General features: G+C 30.1%; 15 protein-coding genes and 1 pseudogene. 15 read left to right on the top strand and 1 reads right to left on the bottom strand.

Annotation, left to right across the window (positions count from 1 at the left end):
* Positions 1-90: 90 nt before the first annotated feature.
* The 3 genes from HMPREF9083_RS00695 to ligA all read left to right on the top strand — a co-directional run bounded on the left by HMPREF9083_RS00695 (position 91) and on the right by ligA (position 5317).
* A complete protein-coding gene (locus tag HMPREF9083_RS00695) occupies positions 91-1032 on the top strand; it encodes a manganese-dependent inorganic pyrophosphatase (RefSeq protein ID WP_007555458.1) in 942 nt (313 codons plus the stop codon).
* Positions 1033-1107: 75 nt separating this feature from the next.
* The gene (pcrA, locus tag HMPREF9083_RS00690) at positions 1108-3315 is read left to right on the top strand and encodes a DNA helicase PcrA (protein ID WP_007555457.1); all 2208 of its coding nucleotides are present in this window, start codon (positions 1108-1110) and stop codon (positions 3313-3315) included.
* A 1-nt stretch (position 3316) separates the two neighbouring features.
* Positions 3317-5317, top strand: coding sequence for an NAD-dependent DNA ligase LigA (ligA, locus tag HMPREF9083_RS00685; protein WP_007555456.1), 2001 nt, complete (start codon positions 3317-3319; stop codon positions 5315-5317).
* A gap of 59 nt (positions 5318-5376) precedes the next feature.
* Here ligA and lgt read toward each other — a convergent pair whose 3' ends face one another.
* Positions 5377-6147, bottom strand: coding sequence for a prolipoprotein diacylglyceryl transferase (lgt, locus tag HMPREF9083_RS00680; RefSeq protein WP_007555455.1), 771 nt, complete (start codon positions 6145-6147; stop codon positions 5377-5379).
* A gap of 205 nt (positions 6148-6352) precedes the next feature.
* Between lgt and HMPREF9083_RS00675 the strand changes: the two genes are divergently transcribed.
* The 12 genes and pseudogenes from HMPREF9083_RS00675 to HMPREF9083_RS00620 all read left to right on the top strand — a co-directional run bounded on the left by HMPREF9083_RS00675 (position 6353) and on the right by HMPREF9083_RS00620 (position 19519).
* On the top strand, positions 6353-6571 hold the full coding sequence (locus HMPREF9083_RS00675) for a hypothetical protein (protein WP_007555453.1): 219 nt from the start codon (positions 6353-6355) through the stop codon (positions 6569-6571).
* 94 nt (positions 6572-6665) lie between these two features.
* Positions 6666-7772, top strand: a complete 1107-nt coding sequence (locus HMPREF9083_RS00670; protein ID WP_007555452.1) for a glycosyl hydrolase family 18 protein — start codon at positions 6666-6668, stop codon at positions 7770-7772.
* Between the two features lie 91 nt (positions 7773-7863).
* Positions 7864-10335: a leucine--tRNA ligase gene (leuS, locus tag HMPREF9083_RS00665; RefSeq protein WP_035062515.1), complete on the top strand. Its 2472-nt coding sequence runs from the start codon at positions 7864-7866 to the stop codon at positions 10333-10335.
* Positions 10336-10441: 106 nt separating this feature from the next.
* Positions 10442-11355, top strand: a pseudogene (locus HMPREF9083_RS00660) (NAD(P)/FAD-dependent oxidoreductase).
* Positions 11355-11996 carry an endonuclease III gene (gene nth / locus HMPREF9083_RS00655; protein ID WP_007554450.1) on the top strand — a complete coding sequence of 214 codons (642 nt, stop codon included), beginning with the start codon at positions 11355-11357 and terminating at the stop codon, positions 11994-11996. Before HMPREF9083_RS00660 ends, nth begins: the two are co-directional and overlap by 1 nt.
* A gap of 99 nt (positions 11997-12095) precedes the next feature.
* Positions 12096-13220, top strand: a complete 1125-nt coding sequence (locus tag HMPREF9083_RS00650) for an HAD family hydrolase (protein WP_155800554.1) — start codon at positions 12096-12098, stop codon at positions 13218-13220.
* 133 nt (positions 13221-13353) lie between these two features.
* Positions 13354-14379, top strand: a complete 1026-nt coding sequence (locus HMPREF9083_RS00645; protein WP_007555447.1) for an AAA family ATPase — start codon at positions 13354-13356, stop codon at positions 14377-14379.
* The gene (locus HMPREF9083_RS00640; RefSeq protein ID WP_007555446.1) at positions 14367-15215 is read left to right on the top strand and encodes a PSP1 domain-containing protein; all 849 of its coding nucleotides are present in this window, start codon (positions 14367-14369) and stop codon (positions 15213-15215) included. The genes HMPREF9083_RS00645 and HMPREF9083_RS00640 overlap by 13 nt, the downstream gene beginning before the upstream one ends.
* Complete coding sequence (locus HMPREF9083_RS00635) at positions 15208-15948, top strand: tRNA1(Val) (adenine(37)-N6)-methyltransferase (protein ID WP_007555445.1); 741 nt, start codon at positions 15208-15210, stop codon at positions 15946-15948. The genes HMPREF9083_RS00640 and HMPREF9083_RS00635 overlap by 8 nt, the downstream gene beginning before the upstream one ends.
* A gap of 1 nt (position 15949) precedes the next feature.
* A complete protein-coding gene (gene rsmI / locus HMPREF9083_RS00630; RefSeq protein WP_256998170.1) occupies positions 15950-16798 on the top strand; it encodes a 16S rRNA (cytidine(1402)-2'-O)-methyltransferase in 849 nt (282 codons plus the stop codon).
* Between the two features lie 49 nt (positions 16799-16847).
* A complete protein-coding gene (gene metG, locus HMPREF9083_RS00625) occupies positions 16848-18752 on the top strand; it encodes a methionine--tRNA ligase (protein ID WP_007555443.1) in 1905 nt (634 codons plus the stop codon).
* Entirely contained in the window at positions 18749-19519 is a 771-nt protein-coding gene (locus HMPREF9083_RS00620) for a TatD family hydrolase (RefSeq protein WP_007554268.1), read from the top strand. The genes metG and HMPREF9083_RS00620 overlap by 4 nt, the downstream gene beginning before the upstream one ends.
* The last annotated feature ends 95 nt before the right edge of the window (positions 19520-19614 follow it).

Raw genomic sequence — 19614 nt, 5'->3', positions numbered from 1 at the left:
TAACAGTCCTTGATTCTATTGAATGATTTAAAACTATAGAGTAAAATATAAATAATAATTTTACGTTTGATGTAGAGAGGAGAATGTTTAATGAGTAAGGTTTATGTTGTCGGGCACAAGTCTCCTGATACGGACAGTATAGGTGCAGCAGTAAGTTATTCATACTTGTTGAGACAATTAGGTGTAGAAGCTGTACCGATTTGTGCAGGAGAAATTAATAAAGAATCACGTTTTGCACTTGATTATTTCGGAGTGGAAGCGCCTGTATATGTAAAATCTGTAGCAAGAAAAAATCCTGATGAAGAAAAGAAAAAATTAATTTTAGTAGATCACAATGAATCAAAACAGTGTATTGACGGATTTGAAGATGCAGATATTATTGAAGTTATAGATCATCATAGAATTGGAGATTTTGAAACATTAAAACCGATTTTTATATTGATTCGTCCGGTAGGATGCGTAAATACAGTTGTTTACGGTTTATATAAACAGCATGGAGTAAAACCTTCTCGTGAAGCTGCCGGCATGATGCTTTCTGCTATTATTTCAGATACCGTATTATTCCGTTCACCTACAACAACAGACGAAGATAAACAATCAGCTATTGAACTTGCAAAAATTGCCGGTGTAGATTATGAAAAATATGGTATGGAAATGCTTAGAGCAGGTGCGGATATATCGGATTATCCACCCGAAAAATTAGCAAATAATGATTCCAAAGAATTTAGTGCAGGTGATAAAGTATTTACAATAGGACAAATTTCAGTTATGGATGAAGCACCTATTGAAGCAAAAAAAGCTGAAATAATGAAAATTTTGGAAGCAAGAAAAATTGAAAAAAATTATGTTGCATCTTTCTTGATGGTTACAAACATTCTTACTGAAAATACTGATTTATGGTTTACTGAAGGGGCTAAATCTTTTGCTGAAAAAGCATTTGGTAAAGAATCAAAAAATAATGCGATTTTATTGGAAAAAGTTATGTCCAGAAAGAAACAAGTAGCACCGTTTCTTATTAAGGTATATGAATAGGAATTAAATAAAGTGAGACTCATAATGACTATCAAGTCATATATGAGTCTTATTTTTTAGATACAAAGGAGTAAAATGGATACATATTTAAACTCGTTGAATGAGCAGCAAAGAAAAGCTGTAGAACACTTATATGGGCCGGTACTTATTATGGCAGGTGCAGGATCTGGAAAAACAAAAGCTTTAACTTGTCGTATAGCGCATATGCTGAATAACGGTATAAAACCGGAAGAAATTTTAGCAATTACTTTTACAAATAAAGCTGCACAAGAAATGAAGGAACGAGTACAAAATTTAGTTGGTGTTATAGCGAATAAAATTTGGATGTATACATTTCATTCATTTGGTGTAAGGTTTTTAAGAAGAGAAATTGAAAATGGCGGAATTTATACAAGTAAATTTACTATTTATGATTCTGACGACTCAAAACAATTATTAAAAAATATTTTAAAAGAACTGAATTTGGATGAAAAAATGTTTCAAGTAAATCAAGTTCAATTTAAAATATCAGCTGCAAAAAACTCATTAATTGGACCAAATAAATTTCGTTATGAAAACAGTGGAAACTTTTATAATGAAAAAATTTCCGATGTGTATGAATTATATGATAAATATATGAAACAAAATAATGCTTTAGACTTTGATGATTTGCTTAAATTAACAACTGAAATGCTATATGAAAAAAATATAAGAGAAAAGTGGCAAAAAAGGTTTAAATATATTTTGATTGATGAATATCAGGATACAAATCATGCACAATATTTGATGGCAAAATATATTGCCGGTGAAGATTGTAATATATGTGCAGTAGGTGATGTGGATCAAAGTATTTATTCTTGGAGAGGTGCAGATTTAAAAAATATTATTGATTTTAAATCTGATTATCCACAAGCTGAAATTATTAAACTTGAGCAAAATTACAGATCTACAAAAACAATTTTAAACGCAGCAAATTCAGTAATAAAGAATAATATAGACAGGCCTTCAAAAAATTTGTGGACACAAAACGACAAGGGAGATTTAATACAAAGATATAAAGCATCTGATGAGCATGCAGAAGCGGATTTTATTATAAATACAATAAAAGAAGAACATGATAAAAATAATTGCAGCTATGGAAATTTTGCTATTTTGTACAGAATGAATGCACAATCACGTGTTCTTGAAGAAAGCCTTGTTAAAAAAGGTATAGGATATACAATGGTAGGAGGGACACGTTTCTATGATCGTGCAGAAATTCGTGATATTTTGGCATATTTGAAAGTAATATCAAACTATAAAGATGATATATCATTATTGCGTATAATAAATGTTCCTAAAAGGGGTATTGGTAGTGTAACCGTACAAAAGTTATTAAATTTTGCAAAAGATAAAAACATATCAATATTTGAAACCTTGATTATGCTTGAAGAATCTTCATTATCGGAATCAGTCCAGAAAAAAATACAAAAATTCAGTGCGTTAATATTTAAATTAGTTAATGAATCAATTCAATGTGATGTATTTGAATTGATTGATATGGTATTAAAAGAAACAGAATACATTGCGGCTTTACATGAATCTAATGATCCGAAAAGTCAAAGCAGAGAAGAAAATATAGGAGAATTATTATCTGTTGCAAAAGATTTTATAAATGAAAAACCTGACGGAACACTTTCCGATTTTCTTGAAAAAGTTGCACTTGTTAATGATGTAGATAACTATGAAACTGTAAACGATAAAGTAACGTTAATGACTGTTCACAGTGCCAAAGGATTGGAATTTCCCTTTGTTTTTTTAGCAGGAATGGATGAAGGTATATTTCCGGGAGTACGTTCACTTATGGACGAAAGTGCATTGGAAGAAGAAAGGCGATTGTGTTATGTAGCTATTACTAGAGCTAAAGAAAAATTATTTATTACAAGTTCGAATATAAGGACAATGTACGGACAATTAAAGCCATTTAAAGAAAGTAGATTTTTAGAAGAAATTCCCGGTGATTTAATAGAAGAAGTGAAAAGAAATAATTCATGCTATCAATATAATTCAAATGGCAGATTTATTGATAATATTAAAAGTAAATATGCATTGTCGGAATCCGGTATAAGAAATAAATTTCCTAAAAGAAATTCTTCTAACAATTATAATTGGAAAGTTGGAGATATAGTAAAACATAGATTATGGGGAAATGGAAAAGTAGTAGAAGTAAGTGGCAAGGGTAAAGATATGATGCTTAAATTGCAATTTAAAGGAAATAAAATTCGTCAAGTTATGGTGGCATTCGCACCGATTGAGAAGGCATAAAATGATAACAAATGAAATAATTTCAAAAGTTAAAAAATTACGTGAAGAATTAAGATATCACAGTTATTTATATTATGTATTGGATAAGCCTGAAATAAGTGATTTTGAATTTGACAAAATGTATCGTGAATTAGTAGATTTTGAATCTAAATATCCTGAGCTTATTACTCAGGACTCACCTACACAGAGAGTAGGTGGAAAAGCTACCGGAGATTTCAAAAAAGTAGAATTTAAAAAACCTATGTTAAGTTTGTCAAATGCATTTAACGGTAAAGAGTTAATAGAATTTGATAGAAGTGTGAAAGAAACTTTAAATACCGATAATATAGAATATATAACTGAACTTAAAATTGATGGATTATCAATGAATTTAATTTATGAAGAGGGTAAATTAATACGAGGTTTGACTAGAGGTGACGGTAAAGTCGGTGAAGATGTTACAGCAAATGTAAAAACAATAAAGTCAATTCCGTTGTACATTGAAAATGCACCGCCTTATATTGAAATAAGGGGTGAAGTATTTATGCCCAGATCGAGTTTCGTAAGTTTAAATGAAAAACGAGATGCTGCAGGTATTATGCCGTTTGCAAATTGCAGAAATGCGGCATCCGGGTCGATAAGACAGTTGGATCCGAATGTTACGGCATCTAGAAATCTTGATTTCTTTGCATACTCTGTAGGAGAAACTGAAGGTATTGAAATTAAAAATCAAGAATCTTTATTAAACTTGCTAAAAAAATTTCATTTTAAAGTAAATCCTAATTATAAAAAGATAAACAGTATTGAAAAAGTCATAGAAATTATTAATGAATGGCAAGAAAAAAGACATCATTTAGGATATGATACTGATGGAATGGTTGTTAAAGTAAACGATTTTGAACAACAAAATGTATTAGGAGCAACATCAAAAGATCCTAAATGGGCAATTGCTTATAAATATCCTCCGGAAGAAGCAGAAACAGTTGTTGAAAATATTATAGTTACAATGGGAAGGACAGGTGTTTTAACACCGTCTGCAGATTTAAAATCGGTACAAATAGCAGGAACTGTAGTAAAAAGGGCAACATTACATAATATGAATTTTATAGAAGAAAAGGACATAAGAATAGGGGATATTGTTAAAATTTATAAATCGGGTGAGATTATACCGGAAATATCTGTAGTTTTGAAGAATAAACGTACCGGAAAAGAGAAAAAATTTATTATGCCGTCCGAGTGTCCTTTGTGTAAACATAAAATTTATCGTACAGAAGGTGAAGTTGCATATAGATGTATAAATCCTGATTGCGGTGGGGTTATAAGAGAAAACCTTATACATTTTGCATCAAGAGATGCCATGAACATAGAAGGTTTGGGACCTGCAGTGATAGATGGTTTGTTGGCATACAATTTAATTGAAAATATTGCAGATTTTTATGAATTGAGAAAAGATGATATTATACAAATCGAGCGAATGGGAGAAAAAAGTGCTAAAAATTTATTGACATCAATAGAAAACAGTAAAAATAGAGGATTGTCAAAATTTTTATTTGCATTAGGTATAAGACATTTAGGCGAAAAAGGTTCCGAATTAATATCGGAAAAATTTAAAGATATTGATGTGTTAATGAATGCAAGCGTAGATTCTATAAAATCCGTTTCAGGTATTGGAAATATTACGGCCGAACATATTTATAAATATTTTAAAAATGAGAAAAACAAAAAAATAATAGAAAGATTGAAAAATCATGGAATATTAATGAAACTAAATGAGCGAAAATCTGAAGGTAATGCATTTAAAGGCCATAATGTAGTATTAACAGGTAAACTGAGTAATATAGGAAGAAGAGAAGCCGGAGAAATAATAAAAGCACTAGGCGGCAATTTACAATCAACAGTAACAAAAACTACAACACTTGTCATAGTCGGAGAGAATGCAGGAAGCAAATTGGAGAAAGCAAGGGAAAAAGGAATAAAAATAATAAATGAAAATGATTTTTTAAAAATCATTAATAATAAATAAATAAATGCTCTGAATTAAAAGAATTCAGAGCATTTATTTATTTTTCGGTATTTTAAGTATTAGTTTTGTTTTTTGATATTGAAATATATGAAAAAAACAGAAGCTAAAATAAATACAATTACTGAAGTTATTTGCGCACTTTTTAATCCGAATGCCAATATTGCATAATCTCCACGTAAATATTCCAAGAAAAAGCGTAATATGGAATAAAGCATTAAATAAAGGCAAAAAACAGTACCTTTAGGACGTTTTGAACATGAGAACCAAATAAGTAAAACAAAAATTATTAAATCACCTTGACATTCCCAAACTTCTGCAGGCCATAAAGGTTGACTGCCGAATGTTTTATAAGCTAATGTTGTTTTAGGATATAACAAACCAAAAGAACTTCCGGTTGGATGTCCAAATGCATCTCCATTCATAAAATTGGCAATGCGACCTATCGCTTGTCCTAAAATAATTGCGGGGGATATAGTATCTGCAAAAGGAAGTATTGGAATACCATGTTTTTTTAAGAAAAAGTATGCGGCAATTGCAGAAAATAATAATCCACCTTGTATTGCCATACCTCCTTGCCATATAAAAGGTATTTCCAAAAGATGGTTATGATAGTATTGCCAATCGAAGAAAAATACATCCCATAATCTGCCACCTATAATTCCGGAAAAAGAAATTACAAGTCCAAAATCAAATAAAATTTTTTCCCAACCGTGTCCTTCTTTTTTTAATAAAAAATATGCAATTATACACCCGGCAATAATGCCGAACGAGAAAAATATACCATAAAAACGAATAGGAAAATTTCCTATAAATGTAAGGTATTGATGCATTGTATCTCCTTTAAGTTATTTCATTTAATAAATCTGATTATATGTTAAATATTAAATTTAATTACCAAATTATATTATCAAAATAAAATAACAGCTGCAATAAAAAGAATAAATTACATAATTTTATTTATAAAAAAACCTATGATATACTACAAAAATAAGTGTACTTTATTTATTTAATTTTTTAATTTCGGGTAGGAGAAACATGAAAATAAAAAAATATAAGATTTTAATTTTATCAAGTTTGATTCTTACTGCTTTCATTAATGCAAATGCAATTGATAAATTGCATTTGGAAGGGAAAAATTTAAAAGGATTTTACGCCTATAAAGATGAAGATACTGTTTATGTTACACCTGAATTGCTTGAAAATGGCGGTAGATGGAAAATTCAAGAAGAAAAAATAAAACATTTGCAATTTTAAAAGTTGGAAATAAAGAAGAAAAAGTAGAGATACCGATTATTATAAAAACAATAAAAAATTAGTTGATTTCGATTTTTTCTCGAAACAAGCAGGTTTGAAAGGTGAAATCAACTTAAAAAGAAAAACATTTAAAATACAAAAAGATAAACAAATTAATTTAAAAAAGGAAAAATCCAATTTAAAACCGTTGATTATATGGGATCCTGATAGTGAATTCAACCAGAATTCTGCATTTTTTACGGAAAATGCAGGCATAAGAATAATATCTCCTACATTGGGAAGTATAAATGTTTTTAACAATGTATTCAGTAATGAATTTTTATCATATTTGAAAAATATTCAAAATTCAGGTATGGAAGTAATGCCGTTGATACATAATAATTTTGATCCGGACAAAACTCGTGATTTTGTAAAGAATTCAAAAAAAATAGATGAAATTACCAATCGTATGGCGGCATATTCTGAAGTATACAGATTTGACGGATATAATATTGATTTTGAAAATATGTATAAAGAAGATAAAAATCTATTTACAAATTTTATAAAAGAATTATCAAGTAAAATCCATGCCAAAAACAAAAAATTATCAATTGATATAACCGTAATTGAACAGCTAAGTGATTTTTGGAGTATGTGCTATGACAGAAAAGCTTTATCGAAATTTACCGATTATCAAATAATTATGGGATACGATGAAACTCCTGCAGGAAGTAAATATGCCGGATCTGTTTCATCATATAATTGGTTGAATCGGAAAATACCGGAATTATTAAATGAAGTTCCTGCAGAAAAATTAATCTTAGGTATTCCATTTTATACACGAGCTTGGATAGGATATGACGGAAGTGCAACTTCTTCGGTTTTAACGATAAAAAATAATAGAGAATTCATTATGAAGCATAATGTACGTTTAATTTGGCAAGAAAAAGAAAAACAGTATAAAGGTATATATAAAACAAACGGTTTGCCGGCACAAATATGGATGGAAGAAAAAAGGTCATTAGGAGAAAAAATTAAATTAGCAAAAAAATACAAACTTGGAGGGCTGGCATTTTGGAGATATGGATTTGAATCCAGTGATATTTATTCATACTTGGAGAATAAATGGATAAATAATTATTCCGAATATGATATATGGAATAATTCAAATGGAAGTATATTGAAAAAAATAAGAAAAAAGAATAGAATCAAAAATAGGTGACATATAAACTGAATTTGACTAATTTTATCTGCTAACCTATACTTAAAGGAATATCATTGGGATGTAAAGTTTTACAATGGAGGGCAATAAAATGGAAGAAAAATATATACCTCGTGAGATTGAAAGAAAATGGCAAAAATATTGGCATGATACAAAGTCTTTCAAAGTTGAAATAGATGAAAACAAACCGAAATATTATGTATTGGAAATGTTTCCTTATCCTTCAGGAAATTTGCATATGGGTCATGTAAGAAATTATTCTATAGGTGACGTTATTGCGCGTTTTAAGAAAATGCAAGGGTTTAATGTATTGCATCCGATGGGATATGACGCTTTTGGAATGCCGGCTGAAAATGCAGCGATTCAAAACGGTATTGCACCGTCAAAGTGGACATATTCAAATATCAAAAATATGATAAGACAACAAACGGAATTGGGACTTTCGTATGATTGGGATATAGATGTTTTAACATGTAAGGAAGATTACTATAAGCACACTCAAAAATTATTTGAAGTTTTTTATAAAAGAGGACTTGCTTATAAAAAAGAAGCTAAAGTAAATTGGTGTAACGGATGTCATACAGTTCTTGCCAATGAGCAAGTAGAAAACGGAAAGTGTTGGAGATGCAAGAGTATAGTAGAAAAGAAAAATCTTTCTCAGTGGTTTTTCAAAATAACTGATTATGCTGAACGTTTGCTTAAAGATTTAGATTTACTCGAAGGTTGGCCGGAGCGAGTAAAATCAATGCAAAGAAATTGGATAGGTAAATCCGAAGGTACCGAGTTTAATTTTAATGTCGAAGGAAGCAATGACAGTATTCGTGTTTACACCACAAGAGTTGATACTGTATATGGTGTAAGTTACTTGGTTATGGCGCCTGAACATCCGTTAGTAAAAAAACTTATTCAAGACAGTGATAATTTAGATGAATTGAATAAATTTATTTATACTGTAAAAAATATAAATGATATAGAAAGAACTGCGGAAGATGCACCGAAATTGGGAATGTTCACAGGCAAATTTGCAATACATCCGCTTACCGGAGAAAGAATTCCGATTTGGATAGCCAATTATGTATTGTTTGAATATGGAACCGGTGCAGTAATGGCAGTTCCGTCTTCAGATCAGCGTGACTGGGAATTTGCAAAAAAATATAATCTTCCTTTCAAGATTGTTATACAAAATGATGAAAAATCATTGTCCTTAGAAAATATGACCCAAGCTTATGTTGACGATGGAATACTTGTAAATTCAGAAGAATTTTCGGGTATGAATTCTAAGGAAGCCAGAGAAGCTATAACCAATAAACTTGAAAAGATGAATATAGGAAATAAAAAAATAAATTATAGATTGAGGGATTGGCTGATTTCACGTCAACGTTATTGGGGATGTCCGATACCTATAATTTGTTGTAAAGATTGCGGAAATGTACCGGTACCGGAAAAAGATTTACCTGTTAAATTACCGGAAGATGTTGATTTTATTTCAGGAACTTTGTCTCCTCTTGAAACCAATAAAGAATTCCTTAATTGTAAATGTCCTAAATGTGGAAAAGATGCATTAAGAGAAACAGATACAATGGATACATTTATAGATTCTTCTTGGTATTTCTTACGTTATACAGATTCGAAAAATGAAAATATTCCATTCGAAAAAGAAAAATCCGATTATTGGATGCAAGTAGATCAGTATATAGGCGGAATAGAACATGCTATATTACATTTACTTTATTCAAGATTTTTTATGAAGGTTTTATACGATGAAGGCCTTGTAAGAGATTCCGAACCATTTAAAAATTTACTTTGTCAAGGTATGGTTCTTAAAGATGGCGGGAAAATGAGTAAATCCGTAGGAAATGTAGTAAGTCCTGAAGAAATTGTATCTAAGTATGGTGCGGATACAGCACGTTTATTTATTCTGTTTGCAGCACCGCCGGAAAAAGATTTGGAATGGAGCGATAAAGGTGTTGAAGGTGCTTATCGTTTCTTGAAGCGTGTGTGGATTATTGTAGATAGATTTATTAACTTAAAAACCGAATCACGTGAAGAACTTAATGAAAACGAAAAAGCTTTGAGAAGACGTTTACATCGTTCTATTGCTAAAGTAACTTCAGATTTAAACGGTAAATTCAGCTTTAATACGGCAATCAGTTCAATTATGGAATTAGTTAATGACATGTATCATTTCAGTGAAACTGAATCCATAGTAAGCGAATCTGTTGTTAATGAATGTTTGCGCAATCTTATTATATTGCTTGCACCTTTTGTTCCACATATAACTGAAGAATTATGGCAGCATATACATCAAAATGAGTCCAGCGTTCATTCTGCGTTATGGCCTGAGGTTGATAATTCGGCATTGATTGAAAATGAAGTTGAAATGCCTGTTCAAATAAATGGACGTTTACGTGCAACAATAAAAGTAAATATAAATGATACAAAAGAAGAAATTATAAAAAAATGCCAGGAATCTGAAGATGTTAAAAAATGCTTAACAGACAAAAAGATATTGAAATTTATCGTTGTTCCTAAAAGAATAATTAATATTGTAATAGCCAAATAAACAGTGAAAAACTCCTTATTAGTAATAAGGAGTTTTTCTTGCATAAAGATAAATACTGGTATATAATTATCACAACGATAAAATTCGATTTAATAGGGGTGGGAATATGAAAATTTTTGACGTAGTTGTTATCGGTGGCGGGCCTGCAGGTTTGAATGCGGCAATGTATGCAGTAAGAAAAGAGTTATCTGTTGCGATTATAACTACAGATATCGGCGGACAGATGCTTTTGACAAATGATATAGAAAATTACTTAGGATTTTCATCAATTTCAGGTTTTGAACTTTCAGAAAAAATGGAATCTCATGTAAAAAATTATTCAATAGAATTTATAACAGCACAAGTTTTAAAAATAGAAAAAAAGAAAATTTTATTACATATTTGGATGATGAAACTGTAATTGAAGGGAAAACATGTATAATAACTTCCGGGAAACGCAGTAGACTTTTAGATATTCCGGGAGAAGCACAATTTACAGGAAGAGGCGTAAGTTACTGTGCAACTTGTGACGGTCCGTTTTATCGTAATAAAACGGTTGCCATTGTAGGTGGCGGTGACAGTGCGGTTCAAGCAGCAATAGAATTGGCAACTATTTCACCTAAAGTGTATTTGTTGGTCAGAAGTCGTATAAGAGCTCAAGAAATTTTAGTTAAGAGAATGGATGAATATAAAAATATTCAGGTAATGATAGGATATACTCCTGAAGAAATAAAAGGAGATAAAAAAGTAAATTCAGTTATAATAAAAAATAAAGAAAACGGACAATTGCAAAGTTTGGAAATTGAAGGTATTTTTGTTGAAGCCGGAGGTATTCCTAATGTAGGATTTGTACCTGAAAATTTAATCAGAAATAATTTGGGAGAAATTGTTACAGATAAAAATTCCGCTACAAATATACCAGGATTGTTTGCAGCAGGGGATGTTACAAATAATAAATATAAGCAAGTTATTATAGCGGCCGGAGAAGGTGCCGCCGCTGCTTTGTCAGCACATGATTATCTTTTGATGTCAGGCAAGTAATGAAAATAAATAAATCTGTTAAAGAAATACAATTGCAAAGATTGGAAAAATATTACGGCGAATATAATACCGCACTTGAATACACAAGTCCGTTTACTTTGTTGGTGGCAGTTATTTTATCTGCACAGTGTACAGATAAACGTGTGAATATTATAACGAAAAGAATTTTTCCTAAATTAGATACTCCTGCGAAAATGGTAAAATTATCACAATCCGAACTGGAAAAAGAAATCCGTGATTGCGGTTTATACAAATCTAAAGCAAAACATCTTTTAGGGATGTGTAATGTACTTCTGAAAGAATATAATGGAGAAGTTCCGCATTCATTTGAAGATTTGATAAAATTACCGGGTGTAGGTAGAAAAACGGCAAATGTTGTAAGAAGTGTTGCTTGGGGATATCCTGCAATAGCTGTAGATACTCATGTTTTTCGTGTATCAAACAGACTTAATCTTGCTAAAGGCAAAAAACCGTTAGATGTTGAGTTGGAATTGCAAAAGACAGTTCCGAAAGAAAAGTGGTCTGCATGCCATCATTGGTTGATTTGGCACGGAAGAAAATTTTGTCACGCAAGAAATCCTGATTGTAAAAATTGTTTTTTAAGTGATGTCTGTCCGTCCAATACATTAAAAAAGATATAATGAAGAATGCACTTGAAAGAGTGCATTCTTTTAAATTTGTCAAATGTTAAATATATTTGGTATTGTATATATAGTTATAATGCAAATCAGGAGATAAATATGAAAAAAGTTATATTTGATATTGACGGAGTTTTGTTCAGTGAAGAAAATTATTTTGACGTAGCTGCACTGACAATTCAAGAATGGTTGTACGATTCAATATATTTGGGATTACCGACAGAAGCAGATTTATGTAATATAAAAAATACTAATAGAGGAAATATTTCTTCAACTAGATACTATTTGTGGGGAAATGATAAATTAATTCATTTTCTTAAGAGCAAAGGTATAAATTCAGAGTGGGATATGGTGCATGCTTATTTGTCTACAACCATAGGATTAATGGCAAGAGAATATTTTTTAAAAACCGGGGAAAAATTAAATGTTTGTATAAGTACCGAAAAAGATATAAAAAAAGCAGGTCTTGTTTTAATGGGACTTTCAATACCTGGTTCCGAAGAAATATTGAGTTTTTGGCAAAATATTTTAAAAAATGATGCAAACGGAATAGAGATATTTGATTTTTTACTTTTTGAGTTCGGAAAATATTTAGAAAATGTTAAATGGTTACAATTACAAAGCAATTTTTGGAATATGCACAAAGAAACATTTTTAAATATTTATCTAGGTACAAATCTATTTATAAGTGAATTCGGTAAATTTCCATATAACGGTAGAAAAGAAGGATTTATAAAATTTGACAAATCGCTTGCACCTGCATCAAAAATAAAGGCAATGTTTCAGCAAATAAAACAAAAAGGATATAAAATTTCTATAGCAACAGGAAGAAAACTTATAGAAACAGAAATTCCTTTTAAGCAAAATAATTGGTTGGAAGAATTTGATGAAGAATATATAGCAACTGTATCAGATGCTGAAGATGTTTCGAAACTTTTAAAATGTAAAATACCTGATAAACCCGATCCATTTATTTATTATTGTGCTATGTTTGGAAGGAAAAAGGAAAATTATTTAAATTATTTAAATGGAGATATTTTATTGGATGAAAATGATAAATATATAATAGTAGGAGATTCAATAGCTGACTTTCTTGCTGCAAAAAAAATCGGAGTATCTTTTATCGGAATAACCGGCACATATAAATTTTCAAGTTTGGAGAATATTTTAAAAAATGAAAATTGCGTTTGTGTTGATTCAGTATTAAAAATATTAGATATTTTATAAAATCCGGATTTTCCGGATTTTATTTTAATTATATTTGATAAATTTAATAAATTTATTTTAAAAAATATATATATAAGTGCTTTTATGATAAAATATCAATATGATGTTGTATATTAGTTAAGAGGTACATATTTTGAATTTTCTTCCTAGAATATATGGACAATCAAAGATACAAAAATCACTTAAGCGTATGGTATCAGATGATACATTGAGTCATACGATTATTTTTTATGGAGATGAAGGTTTAGGCAAGACAACGGCCGCTATCGATTTGGCAGCTGTTTTAACCCATAAGAATGATAAATATCAAAAAGAAACTGAAATGTGGTTTTCTGAAGATGTTTCAAGATATCAAATTTTGACAACATCAGATAAATTATTATGGTATATAAGACCTTTAGGATTAGAATTAAAGTTTGAACAGTTTCGTATTTTTTTTGAAGAAATGAATTCATTTGATAATCAAGTTCATGTATGTATTATTGATGAAGCTCAAAGTATGATGCCTCCTGTTGCAAATGCATTACTCAAAACTTTGGAAGAACCATTGAATAATGTATATTTTATTTTGATTACTCATGAGTTAAATTCGTTGCTTCCTACTATTATTTCAAGAGCGGAATTATTTCCGTTTTTCCCTTTGAATAAGGAAGAATATATACAATTAATAAATGATTTCCATGATAAATTTACTTTACCTTTAAATTTAAGTGTTGAAGAATCTTTTAGATTGACTGAAGGCAATCCCGGAATGACATTGTCTTTTTCATCGGATAACAATTCTGTCGGATTTGAAGAGGCTTTGAAATTTTGGGAAATTTTTTCTGAAAATAAAACGGCATTTTACAAATTGACTGAAAAAGAATTTAAAGATCGAGTTGAATTCATTCGATATTTGAAATGTCTATCTTTGATTGGGCAAGATTTAATGGTTATTGCATCAACAGGTAAAACTGATTTTATAAGATGTGTTAATTTTAAAGATATAGAAAAAATAATTGTACAAAAATGGACATATGAAAAAGTTTGTAAAGCAATAAAAATATTAGACAAATCTTTGAAGGCGTGTAAGAGATATATATCAGTGAAATTGATTTGGGATATGATACTTGTTGAATTCGAACATATACAGAAAGGCGATATAGGATGGAAGGTGTAATAGGGGTAAGATTTAAGCGTGCCGGAAAAATTTATTATTTTAATGACAACAGTCTGGATTTACATTTAAATGACGGTGTTATAGTAGAAACATCCAGAGGCATGGAATACGGACACGTTGTTTTGAAACCGACAAGTATAAGTATTTCAGATGAAAATTTACCGCTTAAATCTGTTATCAGAAAAGCAACCGTTAAAGATAAAATACAGTTAAAAAGAAATAAAGAAAGAGAAGAATCGGCTTTTGATATTTGTTTAACTAAAATCAAAAAATTTAATTTTCCTATGCGCTTATTAAGAGTTGAATACACATTTGACAGGAATAAAATAGTATTCTTCTTTACAGCAGACGGGAGAATAGATTTTAGAGAATTGGTTAAAGAACTTGCTGCAGTATTTCATGCAAGAATTGAATTAAGACAAGTCGGTGTTCGTGATGAAGCAAAACAAGTAAATGGAATAGGTCCATGTGGGCGTCCGCTTTGTTGTGCTAATTTTTTAGGTGAGTTTGCTCCTGTTTCTATAAAAATGGCGAAAATACAAGGTCTCTCTCTTAATCCTTCAAAAATTTCAGGTGTATGCGGTAGATTAATGTGTTGCTTAAGATATGAAAATGATCAATATAAAAATGATCCTGAAAGACGCAAGACTTGTTGTAAAATGAAAAAAAGATATGATAATCCGAATTTTTTTGTCGGAATGAAGGTAATTACAGAAGAAGGTTCAGGTCAAGTTGTTTATGTGAATTCACAAAAACATACTGTTAAAATACAATTCGAAAGCAATCAAGTGAAAATTTTACCATGGAGTGAGGTTGAAGAAGCTGAAAATGAGTAACTGGATTTTAAAAGAAAATGAACGATTGGATGATTTGATTCGTGACGGGATGAAGATTATTCAACGTACGGACGGATTTTGTTTTTCTATCGATTCGGTGTTATTGGCACATTATGTTTCAATAAAAAATAAAGATAAAATAGCAGATTTAGGAACAGGAACCGGAATTATACCATTACTTTTATCGGCATTAGGTGCAAAAGATATTGCTGCATTTGAAATAAATCCTATTATGGCAGATATTGCGAAAAGAAATGTCAGCGGTAATAAAAAGAATGACATAATTAAAGTTTTGGAATGTGATTATAAAAAGATTAAAGAGTATTATCCGACCGGAAGTTTTACATCTGTAGTTGCAAATCCACCATATAGAGATATAAAAACCGGAAAAATAAGTAATAAAGAAGCTGTTGCAACTGCTTGTTATGAAATTAATGCTACAATTGAAGATGTATTTAAAACAGCTCAATATTTACTTAAATACGGTGGAAGGTTGACTATGGTTCACAGAGCTGACAGATTATGTGACTTGATAACATATGGTAGAAAGTATAAAATGGAAGCTAAGCGAATACGATTTATTTATGCACGAAAAAAACATAATGCTGTAAGAGTTTTAGTGGAGTGGAAGTACGGTGGAAATGTAGAAGTCACTGTTGAACCGCCACTCTTTTTACATTATGATGATGGAGCATATACGGAAGAAGTGCTTTCGATTTATGGAAAGGAATAAAATGAATGAAGTGAATAACGGTACATTATATCTTGTACCGACTCCGATAGGAAATTTATCGGATATAACTCAACGTGCAATAGATATTTTGGCAAATGTGGATATTATAGCTGCTGAAGATACAAGACATACCAAACTTTTGCTTAATCATTTTAATATCCATAAATGCATTATTGCTTATCATGAACATAATAAGCATGTGGCGGGAGAATATTTAATAGAGCAATTAAGAATCGGTAAATCGATAGCACAATGTAGTGATGCAGGTATGCCTGTAATTTCAGATCCCGGTTATGATTTAGTAAAAAAAGCATTGACAGAAAATATTTCTATAATACCTTTGCCGGGAGCAAATGCAGCTTTAACAGCATTGATTGCATCAGGATTGGATAGCAGACAATTTGTTTTTATAGGATTCTTGCCGAAAACAAATACCAAAAAGAAAAAAATATTAAAAGATATTTCAAACTTATCTATGACACTTATTTTTTATGAAGCACCACATAGATTGAAAGAAACTTTGGATATTTTATTAAGTGAATTAGGTAATCGTTATGCGGTATTGGCTAGAGAACTTACTAAAAAATTTGAAACATTTGAGCGAAATACCTTAAATGAATTACGCAAAAAATTGGATGAAGAATCGGCAAGAGGAGAATACGTTATATTGGTGGAGGGTTTTAAAGATACAGAAATAAAAAAAGAAGAAGTGGAAAAAGATTGGAAAAAAGTTGCACTTTCTTTAGTTGAAAGTGAACCTTTAAAAGATGTTTCACGCAAAATAGCTGTAGAATTTAATTTATCTCGAAGGGAAGTATATCAATATTTGATAAGTAAGAAAAATGATTGATATACTTGAAATGGTTGTTAGGATTTAAATAATATAAGGGGAGAATTTTATGTCTGAAAAACAAGCTTTTTATATTACAACGCCAATTTATTATCCAAGTGCAAAATTACATATCGGACATACATATTGCACAACAGTCGCAGATACTGTAGCAAGATTTAAAAGATTGGATGGAAAAGATGTTTTCTTTTTGTGCGGATCTGATGAACACGGTCAGAAAATTGAACAAAAAGCTACAGAAGCAGGGGTAACTCCAATTGAGTACGTTGATAAAATTGTTAAGGGATTCCAACAATTATGGAAAGAACTTAATATAAGCAATGATGATTTTATACGTACAACTGAGGAAAGACATATTAAAGTTGTACAAAAGTTATTTCATAAAGCTTATGACAAGGGTGATATTTATAAAGGTAAATATGAAGGTTGGTATTGTGTACCTTGCGAAACATTTTGGCCTGAAAGCAAATTACTTGAAGGAAATTTATGTGCAGATTGTAAACGTGAATGTAAACGGGTAAGTGAAGAAGCATATTTCTTTAAAATGTCAAAATATGCTGATAGATGGTTGAAATTTATTGAAGAAAATCCACATTTTATAGAACCTGAATCAAGAAGAAATGAAATGATTCAATTTGTGAAAAACGGTTTGGAAGATTTATGTGTATCACGTACAAGCTTTTCCTGGGGAATTCCTGTACCTTTTGATCCTAAGCATGTAGTTTATGTATGGTTTGATGCGCTTACAAATTATTTAACAGCTGTAGGTATAAAAGATGATAAAGAAAAATTTAAAAAATACTGGCCTGCAGATGTACATTTGGTAGGAAAAGAAATAGTAAGATTTCATACTATTATTTGGCCGATTATGCTTATGAGTTTGGATATTGAAATACCGAAACAAGTTTACGGACACGGTTGGCTTGTGGTTGAAGGTGAAAAAATGTCTAAATCAAAAGGTAATGTAGTAGATCCTATTCCTTTGATACATGAATTCGGTTCGGATGCAATACGTTACTATTTAATGAATGATATTCAACTTGGAAGTGATGGTAATTTCGGTAGAGATAGACTTATAAACAGAATAAATTCAGATCTTTCAAATGATTTAGGGAATCTTTTATACAGAACATTGTCAATGGTAGAAAAATATAGAAACGGAATTGTTTATAAAGGTGATATAACCGGAGATAAAGTAATTGAAGATGCGTCATTAAATATTGAAAATGATTTGATAAATGTTTTAGAAAATTATAAATACGGAATGAATAATTGGAAAATTAATGATGCTCTTAAATCAGTATGGACATATGTTCGTTCATTAAATAAATATATAGATATAACTATGCCGTGGACATTGGCAAAAGATGAAAGCAAAAAAGATTTATTGGATGCAGTATTATATCATTTGTGCGAAGGACTTAGAGTTGTATCTATATTTGTTTCCCCCGTAATTCCGATAGCAGCTGAAAAAATGTGGAATCAATTAGGGTTAAAAGATTTTAAATCTGTACAATTATCAGATGTTACTTGGGGAAAATTTGAAGAAAATACAAAAATAAATAAAGGTTTACCGATTTTTCCGCGTATTGAAGAAGAAAGTAAAACTGAAACTGAAGAAGTTAAAAATAATCACAATCAAATAACAATAGATGATTTTTCTAAAGTAGAATTGGTTGTAGCTGAAATTTTAGAAGCTGAAAAAGTAAAAAAATCATCAAAACTGATTCATTTAAAAGTTTCTTTAGGAAATGAAGAAAGAAGTGTAGTGAGTGGAATTGCGGCATTTTATAAACCGGAAGATTTAATAGGTAAATGTGTGATTTTGGTATCAAATTTAAAACCTATAAAATTAATGGGAATAGAATCTAAAGGTATGATTTTAGCTGCAAGTAAAGACGGTAAATTAGAAGTTCCATTTGTTAACATGCCGGCAGGAAGCAAAGTAAAATGATTTTTTTTGATACCCATGCGCATATGTATGATAAAGCATTTGATAAAGATAGAGATGAATTGTTGAAATTGTTGGAAAAACTGGAATATAAAATAGTTTGTCCATCAGAAAATTATGAAACATCTTTACAATCAATCGAGTTGTCAAAAAAATTTAAAAATTTATATGCTGCTATAGGTATACATCCATATTTTGCTGAAATTGATAAAAAATGTGATTTAAAAAAAATATTTGATTTGGTAAAGGCAAATAGTGAAGTTGTTGCTATAGGTGAAATAGGACTTGACTATTACGATAAAAATAATAATAGAGAAATTCAAAAAGAATATTTTATAAATCAAATAAATATTGCTCAAGAAACAGATTTACCGATTATTATTCATGATAGAAAAGCTCATGGAGACATATTTTCAATTATTAAAAAAATGAAAAAGCATAATTTGAGGGGAATAATGCATTCATTTAGCGGAAGTATTGAATTTGCAAATGAAATGATAAAATCGGATTTTTATATTTCATTTGCAGGTCCCGTAGCTTATAAAAATAGTAAACGAATAAAAGAAATTGCAAGAATTATTCCACTTGAAAGAATGCTTATAGAAACGGATAGTCCATACATGACTCCACCTCCGTTTACAGGACAAAGAAATACTTCGTTGAATTTGTATTATATTGCAAAAGAAATTGCTGCTTTACGTAATATTTCAATAGAAAAAATAATAGAAATAACATATCAAAATGCAATGGATATATATGGTTTGAGATAATGTAAAAATACGTGAATTTTTATTTCACGTATTTTTTTATTTTAGAAATATTTGCCGTTTATGTGTTTTTATGTAAAAATAACTATATAAAAGTA

The organism is Dialister micraerophilus DSM 19965 (assembly GCF_000194985.1).
In the GTDB taxonomy this organism is placed as follows: domain Bacteria; phylum Bacillota; class Negativicutes; order Veillonellales; family Dialisteraceae; genus Dialister; species Dialister micraerophilus.
Note: the sequence above shows the minus strand (reverse complement) of the source record. Positions and strands in the feature narration are given on the sequence as shown.

Excerpts from the sequence above, each read along its gene's own strand:
- HMPREF9083_RS00695 (WP_007555458.1), top strand. The coding sequence starts at position 91 with ATGAGTAAGGTTTATGTTGTCGGGCACAAGTCTCCTGATACGGACAGT.
- pcrA (WP_007555457.1), top strand. The coding sequence starts at position 1,108 with ATGGATACATATTTAAACTCGTTGAATGAGCAGCAAAGAAAAGCTGTA.
- ligA (WP_007555456.1), top strand. The coding sequence starts at position 3,317 with ATGATAACAAATGAAATAATTTCAAAAGTTAAAAAATTACGTGAAGAA.
- lgt (WP_007555455.1), bottom strand. The coding sequence starts at position 6,147 with ATGCATCAATACCTTACATTTATAGGAAATTTTCCTATTCGTTTTTAT.
- HMPREF9083_RS00675 (WP_007555453.1), top strand. The coding sequence starts at position 6,353 with ATGAAAATAAAAAAATATAAGATTTTAATTTTATCAAGTTTGATTCTT.
- leuS (WP_035062515.1), top strand. The coding sequence starts at position 7,864 with ATGGAAGAAAAATATATACCTCGTGAGATTGAAAGAAAATGGCAAAAA.
- nth (WP_007554450.1), top strand. The coding sequence starts at position 11,355 with ATGAAAATAAATAAATCTGTTAAAGAAATACAATTGCAAAGATTGGAA.
- HMPREF9083_RS00650 (WP_155800554.1), top strand. The coding sequence starts at position 12,096 with ATGAAAAAAGTTATATTTGATATTGACGGAGTTTTGTTCAGTGAAGAA.
- HMPREF9083_RS00640 (WP_007555446.1), top strand. The coding sequence starts at position 14,367 with ATGGAAGGTGTAATAGGGGTAAGATTTAAGCGTGCCGGAAAAATTTAT.
- HMPREF9083_RS00635 (WP_007555445.1), top strand. The coding sequence starts at position 15,208 with ATGAGTAACTGGATTTTAAAAGAAAATGAACGATTGGATGATTTGATT.
- rsmI (WP_256998170.1), top strand. The coding sequence starts at position 15,950 with ATGAATGAAGTGAATAACGGTACATTATATCTTGTACCGACTCCGATA.
- metG (WP_007555443.1), top strand. The coding sequence starts at position 16,848 with ATGTCTGAAAAACAAGCTTTTTATATTACAACGCCAATTTATTATCCA.
- HMPREF9083_RS00620 (WP_007554268.1), top strand. The coding sequence starts at position 18,749 with ATGATTTTTTTTGATACCCATGCGCATATGTATGATAAAGCATTTGAT.